Genomic DNA, 8,264 nt, shown 5'->3' on the forward strand with positions numbered 1-8,264 from the left:
TTGGCGATCACCGGATGAGTTCGAGGCGAGCTACCATCACCCGGTTCCGGCTGGAACCTGATTACCCCGCCCTCCAACAATGCGGGGGAACCTCAAATCGATATCGACGAACGCCCCGCCGATCAGCGCCCGGCAGCAGATCGACCCGCTGACACAGCCGCGACAGATGCGCACCCAGCACCGATTCGAGCTGACGGGCATGACCGAAACTGAACTCTCGCAGCAAAGTGTCGATCGTCGAGGGCGCATACACCTGGTGGAACACCGTGGGCATGCCGCCGCTGCGAAGCACATCGACATCATCGATACTGTCCGCGCCAGCGCACATCCCCGCAATCAGCGTCGTCAGCTTCGGCCCGGCATTCGCCGCACCGGAGCGGATCCGCGGTTCGCTGATCGCCACCTTCTGCCTCAGCAACTCGCCCAGCCCGGTCTGCTCGGCCAACCGCATCACCGGCACCAGCCCGGCCAGCGACACCAGACTCTGATCATCGAACACCACTGACTCCGCGGCGAACCTATGCAACACTTGCACCCGAAGTGCCCTTCTGAACCGGACCGATCACTGCCTAGACAACAGCGATCCTCCCAGCTCAAAGGGCACTTCTCCATTCACGCCACCCCAACCCGACAGTAACGATCGGTGGATCGAGGCTTAGAGTTGGCGCCGACGCCGCTGCGACCCCGTAACTGGAGTCGGCGCAGCCCGTGTGCGTCTCATCGGCGAACCCACGCTGGCAAGTCGGGACCAGGGCGCCATGCGGTCGTGGCGCTCACGTCCAGCGCGCGCAGGGGCAGTGCGGCGTTCGGGTCGAAGCCATGTTGTCGGCCGCGCTGCCGGTGCGGCTGCCTGTTACGACGTCCTCACCGTTGACAGCGAGGACTTGACCGGGCTGACATCTCGCCCGGCGGATCCGATCGCGCCGAAACGGGTTACCGATTTGAGCGTCCATCCGCTTGTACGGTGTCGACTGTGCCGAATTTGCGAGTGCGCCGCTGATATATGTCGAGCGCTCGGTTGTAGTGCTCAGCGCGGAAATCGGGCCACAGGACGTCGAGGAAGACGAATTCGGCGTAGGCGGCATGCCACAGAAGGAAGTTCGACAGTCGCTGCTCGCCGGACGTGCGAAGGAAGAGGTCCACATCCGGTATCTCCGGATGCTCGAAGTGACCCGCCAGAGTCTCCTCGGTGACTTCTTTTGGTTCCGGGCACGTCGCGACCAGCGATTTTACAGCGTGGACAATGTCGCGACGCCCACCGTGACCGAAAGCAATAGTGAGGTTCAGTTCTTCGTTTGCGATGGTTGCCGCTTCGGCAGCAAGACTGTCTTCCCGAACCTTGTTCGGGATGCGTGGATCGTCGGACCCGAGATACCGGATCCGGACACCGCGAGCGTGCCAGCGGTCGATATTGTTGCGGAGGATGCGCTGACTGAACCGCATCATGTAATCGACTTCTTGCTGGGGCCGTCGCCAGTTCTCGCTGGAGAAGAGGTACAGGGTCAGCCAGCGGGTCCCGGCGGCGAGGGCGGCATTGACGGTTGCGACAATGCTTGTTTCTCCGGCCGAGTGTCCCTCGGTGCGCATGAGACCGCGTCTGAGGGCCCATCGGCCGTTGCCGTCCATCACGCAGGCAACGTGGGGCGGCGACGCCTGTCCTATTTCGGGCGTTTCAGCAATACTCATCGGGCAGTCCATTCTGTAGCGGGGAGGGGGATGCAACGCCTATCGAGCCGCGATGCTGCCTTCCATGTTGTTGAGCAGTTCGGCGGTGTGCAATGTCCCAGGAGAGATCTCCGAGTCGAATTCAGTCACGGCCCAGCGACCGTTGCCATTCAGTGCGGAGGCGATACGTGAGTATAGTTTGGGTGTTCCGTCGGTTTGTCAATTGCCGTCTTTCGAGGAATCCGGGTCATAGCGCGGCGAATGAGCATAGACGGCAATTGAGCCCACCAGAGTATCTTCCATGACATTGATGAGCTCCGTGGCGTGCGGATGTCCGCCGAGTGGGCTCAGTAGAAGTCTAATGCTCAGTTCCCGATGGCGAACACGATTTTCATCCCACATTAGACGCACTTTATCCACCGACTCCTTCAAGGAGATCCCGTCGAGGCGAGCGAGGAGAGCGATTATATTGTCCTGAAGATTCTGCTGTGCAATATCCACTCGAAGGCTGGACAACCCGTCATAGAGTAGGAAACGCTCTCTGTTGCATTGAAGCAGTGCCTGTGCCGCAGGATGGTCGATCAGGCCGCTGTAGTCACTCCCGTTGGCGACCTCCGCGCAGGTGAACCACATTCGAGTCGCGAACGTAATTCCGTGCACCCGAAAGAACTCCTCCAAGCTCGTAAATCCGCCGCGTGTTTGAATTTCATTACTTTCTATGTAGGCGGTTAGCAATTCCTCCTCGTCTTCCATCAGTCGTTGCATGACTGCCGGCGAGCTGTATCGACTCAGATCGGCCCAGAGCACCTCGAACAGCGGCCCGAAGAACGGCTCGGCAACGGTAGTATGACGACTGCGGCAGTCTTCTAGTGCGGCCGGAACAATCTCTGGAACCCGACGGTATCCCTCCATATCCACCATGTCGTCCCGGGTGATAATGAGGGTCGCCTGCTTTGCTGCGTCGAGCAGTCCCTGTGCCGAACCGTTGGGATACCAGAAAGAGGCTGCCCACAAATGATCGACATTCCGTATCCTGCGGCGCATATCTGGAGCCAATTCCTGTATGTAGTACATCCAGGCATCGAAGGAAGGTCGTGCAATCTCATAATTAGGGTTGCAACGTGGAAGGCTCACAGAAGGAAGACTCAGATCAACGCCGTCGAGGTCATCGAGTGTGAATGTCATTACGCACTCCTATCTGTGGTGGAACAGTCATCGACTGCCCCGAGAAGCAGACTGTCATCGCGTATCGGCCTGAACACAGGATGCATCGGGCGGCGCACGCTCGGGAACGGCGTTCGGAGCATGCCGAATATGCGCCCCGTGTATGCCCTTCCATTGCTCTCGTCACCGCCCGGTCCATCGCGCCGGGAAACCGCAGGCAGCACCTGGACCGAGCAATGAAGGGAAACCTCATCTCGAAAACGCCCTCCTATGTGGCGATTCGACCTCTGCAGAACCTGCACACGACCCACGAGGACGCTGTGGCTCGGTGCGCGGTGTCGTGCCTGTGGCCAAAGGGTGGCAGTGCCGACAGATCACGCAGAGCCGGACGTCCTGCCGGAGGAGGTCGTCGGCGGCAGTGGATCTGGTGCGAAGGTGCTTATGAGCCTTTGGGCATATCGGCGAGCCAGGTTCGCCGTGCACCGGCAGCCAGCATCGCTTCACCGATGGCTGGCGCCGAGTTGGCATCGGTCAGGGCGATTACGCAGCCACCGAGGCCCCCACCGGTGAGTTTGGCGCCGTACGCCCCGGCGCTGCGTGCGGCGGCGGTCAAATGGTCGATTCCCGGGGTGCTGACGTTCAGTTCGCGCAGCAGCGAGTGGAATTCGTTCATGCTCTGCCCCAGCGCATGCATCCCGCCGGACGCCAGCGCTTGTACCGCGGATTCGAGGATTTCACTCGCTCGCGTAAGTATCCGCCGCGCTCCTGTCCGGTCTCGGTGCAGTGTGGTTCGTACGGTGGCCACCGCGTGGTCGGTCCGGCCCGCTATGCCGGTGTCGGCGAGCACGAGAACCGCGTCGGGCGGTGTGGTGATTGGTCGGATATCACCGTTCGCGAAGCGGAGGGGGCCAGGGGCGGTCACGGTGGCGGCATCGACACCGCTGGCCCGGCCGTGGGACACGGTTTCACCGATCTGGACGAGCCGGTACAGAGAGCTTGCATCGGGAGTAACGCCGTGCAGGTCGGCAATCGCGCGGACGGTCGCGGCGGCGGTCGCCGCGCTGGATCCGAGTCCGCGGGCGGGCGGGATACGACTGCGCACCCGTACCTCGACACTGTCGCTGATGCCACCCCACCGGCGCAGCGACGCTGCCACCACGGCGGCACCGGGGTCCCCTGTCGACTCGCTGCCGGTGGAGGCCGTGAATCGAGACCCCAGCGTTTCGTCGCTGCTACCGGCCGCGGGTAGGAAGTGCTGTGCGGCTTGCGTGGTGTCTGTCGGGGTCACGATTACATCGACGGTGAGATCGCGCAGAGGCACCGCGACCGCGGGTAGTCCATAGACGACGGTGTGCTCACCGATCAAGATCAGTTTTGCGTGCGCCCGGCCCGATCCGGATGCGCCCCGAAGTGTGGTCTTCGTTGTGGACATGGCGTTGTTCCTCTGGTTGGCCGATAGGGGACCGGTGACCGGCGCCGACGTGGGGCGGGTGCCTTCGGATTCACCGTCGCGCACTTCCTCGCCCCGTGAAGCTCGTATGGCGCATACCGTGAATGTTCGCCCGGAATACCGCTCGCGCACCGCTACGACATGGCGGTGCGCAGTGCCGAGCGCAAGGCAGTGCCGTGCTCGTCGGCGCCGGCGGTGGTGAGCTCGTTCGCGGCACGACGGATCTGATGAACGATTCGTTCCGAGCCGGTTTCGGTCGCGATCACCAGCGCCTGCCGGGCCGTGGCCAGCGCTTCGTCGTGCTGTTCGGTTCGTGCCTGCGCACAAGCGAGCAGTGCCAGTCCGCGGCCGAAGTCGCGCCGGTTCGCCGATCGCCAGTGTGTGAGAGCTGTTTCGAGTGATTCGATCGCCCTGTCGACCCGGCCGATCTCCATCCAGCAGTCCGCGGCCTCCACGGCGATGAACTCGGAGGTGCAGTACCCGGCCAGATCGATATCTTCGTCGCCGGCGTCCTCGGCGTATTCCGCTGCCATTTCGATGCTCCGGGCACATGCCTCCGGCCTGCCCAGGCGGGCGTGACCGCGGGCGTGCTGGCGCAGCGCGAGGGCGCGCAATCGTGGCATCGAGGAGTCCGTTTGGCGCCAAGCCTGTTCCGCCAATTCGAGTACTGCTCGGGCGCCGCCGAGGTCTTCCGCGAGGTTGCTCTGCCGCATCCGTATGTAGGACTTCAATCGACAATCGCCGAGTTCCCGCGCGACGGTGAACGCGATATTCAGCCAATCGGTAGCCTGTCGGAAATTTCCCATGTCCTGGTGTAGCCAGCCGAGGAACTCGGCGTACCTGGCATGAATGTGTCGGAACTTTCTGCGGGCCGGGGCGTCGCCGGATCGGTGGAGTCCCTCGATCATCCGGACCTGTGCTTCGGCTACCGGCAGCAGTGCGCGCGGACCGATACTGATATCGGCCCGAACGTAGTGCGCGAGAGTGATCAGCAGCGAATCGGCCAAGCCTGGGTCGGGGTCCAGAGCCGCCGTATCGACCGATTGTCCACTGGGCAGTCGTACCGGTTCGGCAGCCGGCCGATCTTCCGGTTCTTCTGCTATGTCGAACCAGAGCAGCGTGGACGGTATGGCGAGCAGTCGGGCGTAATCGGTCAGTTTGTCCAGATCATGGATCCGGCTGCGGCCGTTCTCGATACGGCTGAGCTGACCTTGCGTGATCCCGAGCCACTGCGCCATTTCGGCTTGCGGTATCGGCCGGGAGCCGTGCGCGGGGTGGTGTCGATAGCTGCGGAGCACGTCGGCCATATCGCGGCTCGCCAGTGCGGCGCGCATCGTCCGGGTCCGCCATTCGGCCGACGGCAGCAGGGGCGGCCGCCCGCGCTGCCGTCCACACGGTGTACAGACCTCGTCGTCGTGGTAGGCCGCGATCCGGGCACCGCATCTGATGCAGAGGCGAACTACGCGATCGGACGGAGGCCGATCGGACCCTCCGACAGGTTCGCTGCCCGGACGGCGGCCACTGGTGTGGTTTTCTGCAGGAAACCCTGTCATGAAAGAACACTCACAGACGTTGACGGATTGTCCGGCGTTCCCGAATGGCCGGGGCGGAGCCGCGGCGAGGAATTGCGCCAGCGTACTGATCGAGAATGGCAGAGTCGGGCACTGCAGGTTCCAAACCTATTAGTATACAAAATCGCACAAGACATTTGGAATCTCAGCGGCTCGGGTCGTCCTGAGCTCCTTGATCGCTCGTCGGACCCGCCGGCATCGAATGGGTGCTCGGGTGCAGCGCAATGCCGTGCACCCCGGTGTGGTGGATCAGGCGATTCCGGCCACGTTGGCCAGGTATGCGATCGTGTTCCGTACGAGCTGGTTCTGGTGCCGGAGCAACATCTGCAGGACGGCGTGGACATCGCCGTCGAATCGAAGATCTTCGGGGCTGACTTCGGCCACCCGCTCGAGCGCCAAGGTGGCTGCGGCGATATCGCCCTGCAGTGTGTACGTGGTGGCCAGAATGATGAAATAGCGGGCTCGCCGACCGATCGGCAGGACATCGAGCCGTCCGACGGCGGCCGCCGAGTCCATCACCTGTGCGACATCACGGCGCGACAGTGCGATCTCCATGCGGGTGATCTCGACTTCACAGGCACCGAAGCCGATGCCGAGCGTCCGCCGATCGTCACCCACCCGGTGCGCCCGCTTCTGGGCCGCCGCGAGCAGTCGCGCGGCTTCGGTGAAATCGGTCCACGCGGCAGCCTCGGCTGCCAGGAGCTCGAGTGCACCACACACGACCTCGGTATCGAGTGTGCGGTCATCCGGCAGGTCGTGTCGCGCTGTGGTCAGTGCGAAGGTGTGTGAATGGCGGTCCTCTCCCATGTGCAGAAGCGCGCTGGCCCGGTGCCAGCCAGCGGCGGCGAGGAGATGCGGATGCGTGCCGGCGAGGAGGCGCGCCCGATCCGCGGCGATCGCCGAGAGATGGTGTGCGCCGGACTGGGTGAGTACCTCGCGGGTCAGGTGGTAGGTGCGAGACAGAGACAGTTCCGCGGAGTCGCTCCCCGTACGGTGATTCCAGAGGCGTCCGGCGGCAAGAAGATGCGGTAGTCGTCGTGCCAGTTGCGAGTACCGACGGGGCGAGGTCGCCCATACAGCCGCGCAGTCGGCGACCTCGTCCGCCAGCCAGCGATGGTCCTTCGGGTCCGCGCTGGATATGGCCGCGATGTCGGCGGCGGTGACGGGGTGTGCGAGCAGTACAGGTGCGAGCGCTTCGACGAGTTGGCCGGCGGAATCGGTACGGTATCGGCCCTCGGGCACGGGAAGCTCGATCAGATCCCGGAAATCGGGCACCTGGAGGACATCGGCCAGGCGCAGGATCATCTCGACACTGTCGAGCCGTAATCGTCCTGTTTCGATCAGTCGGAGCCATTCCTCGCTGCGGCCGACCATCTCGGCGAGGAGGCGGCGGGACATACGGTGTAGTCGTCTGCGCATCTCGATCCGCTCGCCGACGGTGAGCGGACGATGCCGGGGCGAGTGAGTGGCAGCGGTTTCCGGTCGCACGGCATTCTCCATCGCTCGGCGAGCGGACGCGAACGATGTGGTGCCGATTCGCCTCGGCTCGGGTCATCGCAAACCTTCGGAAGATCATTATGAACGTCGCAACGACTCTTCCGTTAGCGATGTGCTCGACCTTGCTCAAGGGCGAAAACGGCTTTCTGCCATGCAATTACGGATTCAAGACCATATGTTCGTACACGCAGACCGGCGGGTTCGAAAAGCGAAGTTTCATCGGTTCTTCGGCGAGTCAGTTTCGGAGATCGGAAGCCTGGTCCGCTGATAGTTCACACACCAGTGTCTTGACGGCGGCCGCGTGCACCGCGCCGCCCAGACAGATCGCGGAGGGGATTCCCCATCAGGCTCTTATGATGGGCCGTCCCAGCCGGATGCGCGGTCGTTATCCATCACATCGTCGTGCACGAGGCTGAAGTTGTGCAGCAGCTCGATGGCCACCGCCATCGGCCGCGGGGCATCCGGGGCGGCACCACACGCCGCTACCGAGGCAATCGTGAGGCCGGCCGCAAACCTTTACCTCACCCGGTCTCTATGGTGTTCCCTCGACATCACACCAGCCGAAGTGATATTTCGCCATACGGTCCAGTGGAGCGGGAAGCGTCTCCAGCACAGTCTGCAGACCAGGTTCGGTGAGTCGGCGGGCTCGGGTGAGGGTCGCGGTGGCGCGCGCGGCACTTGCTATGGACTGGGTCATCTGCGCCGTATCTCTCGCTGCGCCCGGAAAGGTTCGGACGGGCGCTCCGGGGCCGAGATCGGCATTCGAACGATCTCGTATCCGCTCCGGACACTATCCCTATCGAGGATCACCACTCGAGCTCCCGCGCACAACGGTGCCGCGCGCATGCTTTCCATGCGCCGAGCGCATTTGTGCTGTGCTGTGCGCACCTACGCATCCCAGATCCTGCCCAGCATGA

General features: G+C 63.3%; 6 protein-coding genes and 1 pseudogene. All 7 read right to left on the reverse strand.

Annotated features, from left to right (window positions below; genetic code table 11):
- Positions 1-96: 96 nt before the first annotated feature.
- Positions 97-535, reverse strand: a pseudogene (locus ACWDU1_RS25705) (IS1380 family transposase); the annotation flags it as partial.
- A 398-nt stretch (positions 536-933) separates the two neighbouring features.
- On the reverse strand, positions 934-1,686 hold the full coding sequence (uppS, locus tag ACWDU1_RS25710) for a polyprenyl diphosphate synthase (protein ID WP_450002273.1): 753 nt from the start codon (positions 1,684-1,686) through the stop codon (positions 934-936).
- A 198-nt stretch (positions 1,687-1,884) separates the two neighbouring features.
- Entirely contained in the window at positions 1,885-2,850 is a 966-nt protein-coding gene (locus ACWDU1_RS25715; RefSeq protein WP_450002274.1) for a terpene synthase family protein, read from the reverse strand.
- A gap of 418 nt (positions 2,851-3,268) precedes the next feature.
- On the reverse strand, positions 3,269-4,261 hold the full coding sequence (gene mvk, locus ACWDU1_RS25720; RefSeq protein WP_450002276.1) for a mevalonate kinase: 993 nt from the start codon (positions 4,259-4,261) through the stop codon (positions 3,269-3,271).
- Positions 4,262-4,413: 152 nt separating this feature from the next.
- Complete coding sequence (locus ACWDU1_RS25725) at positions 4,414-5,613, reverse strand: hypothetical protein (RefSeq protein WP_450002278.1); 1,200 nt, start codon at positions 5,611-5,613, stop codon at positions 4,414-4,416.
- A 486-nt stretch (positions 5,614-6,099) separates the two neighbouring features.
- Entirely contained in the window at positions 6,100-7,350 is a 1,251-nt protein-coding gene (locus tag ACWDU1_RS25730) for a helix-turn-helix domain-containing protein (protein WP_450002279.1), read from the reverse strand.
- A gap of 348 nt (positions 7,351-7,698) precedes the next feature.
- A complete protein-coding gene (locus tag ACWDU1_RS25735) occupies positions 7,699-7,842 on the reverse strand; it encodes a polyprenyl synthetase family protein (RefSeq protein ID WP_450002281.1) in 144 nt (47 codons plus the stop codon).
- Between the last annotated feature and the right edge of the window lie 422 nt (positions 7,843-8,264).

The sequence above is a fragment of the Nocardia sp. NPDC003345 genome, assembly GCF_053589395.1.

Bases quoted from the DNA above. Each gene is read 5' to 3' on its own strand.
- uppS (WP_450002273.1), bottom strand. From the start codon at position 1,686: ATGAGTATTGCTGAAACGCCCGAAATAGGACAGGCGTCGCCGCCCCAC.
- ACWDU1_RS25715 (WP_450002274.1), bottom strand. From the start codon at position 2,850: ATGACATTCACACTCGATGACCTCGACGGCGTTGATCTGAGTCTTCCT.
- mvk (WP_450002276.1), bottom strand. From the start codon at position 4,261: ATGTCCACAACGAAGACCACACTTCGGGGCGCATCCGGATCGGGCCGG.
- ACWDU1_RS25725 (WP_450002278.1), bottom strand. From the start codon at position 5,613: ATGCGCGCCGCACTGGCGAGCCGCGATATGGCCGACGTGCTCCGCAGC.
- ACWDU1_RS25730 (WP_450002279.1), bottom strand. From the start codon at position 7,350: ATGGAGAATGCCGTGCGACCGGAAACCGCTGCCACTCACTCGCCCCGG.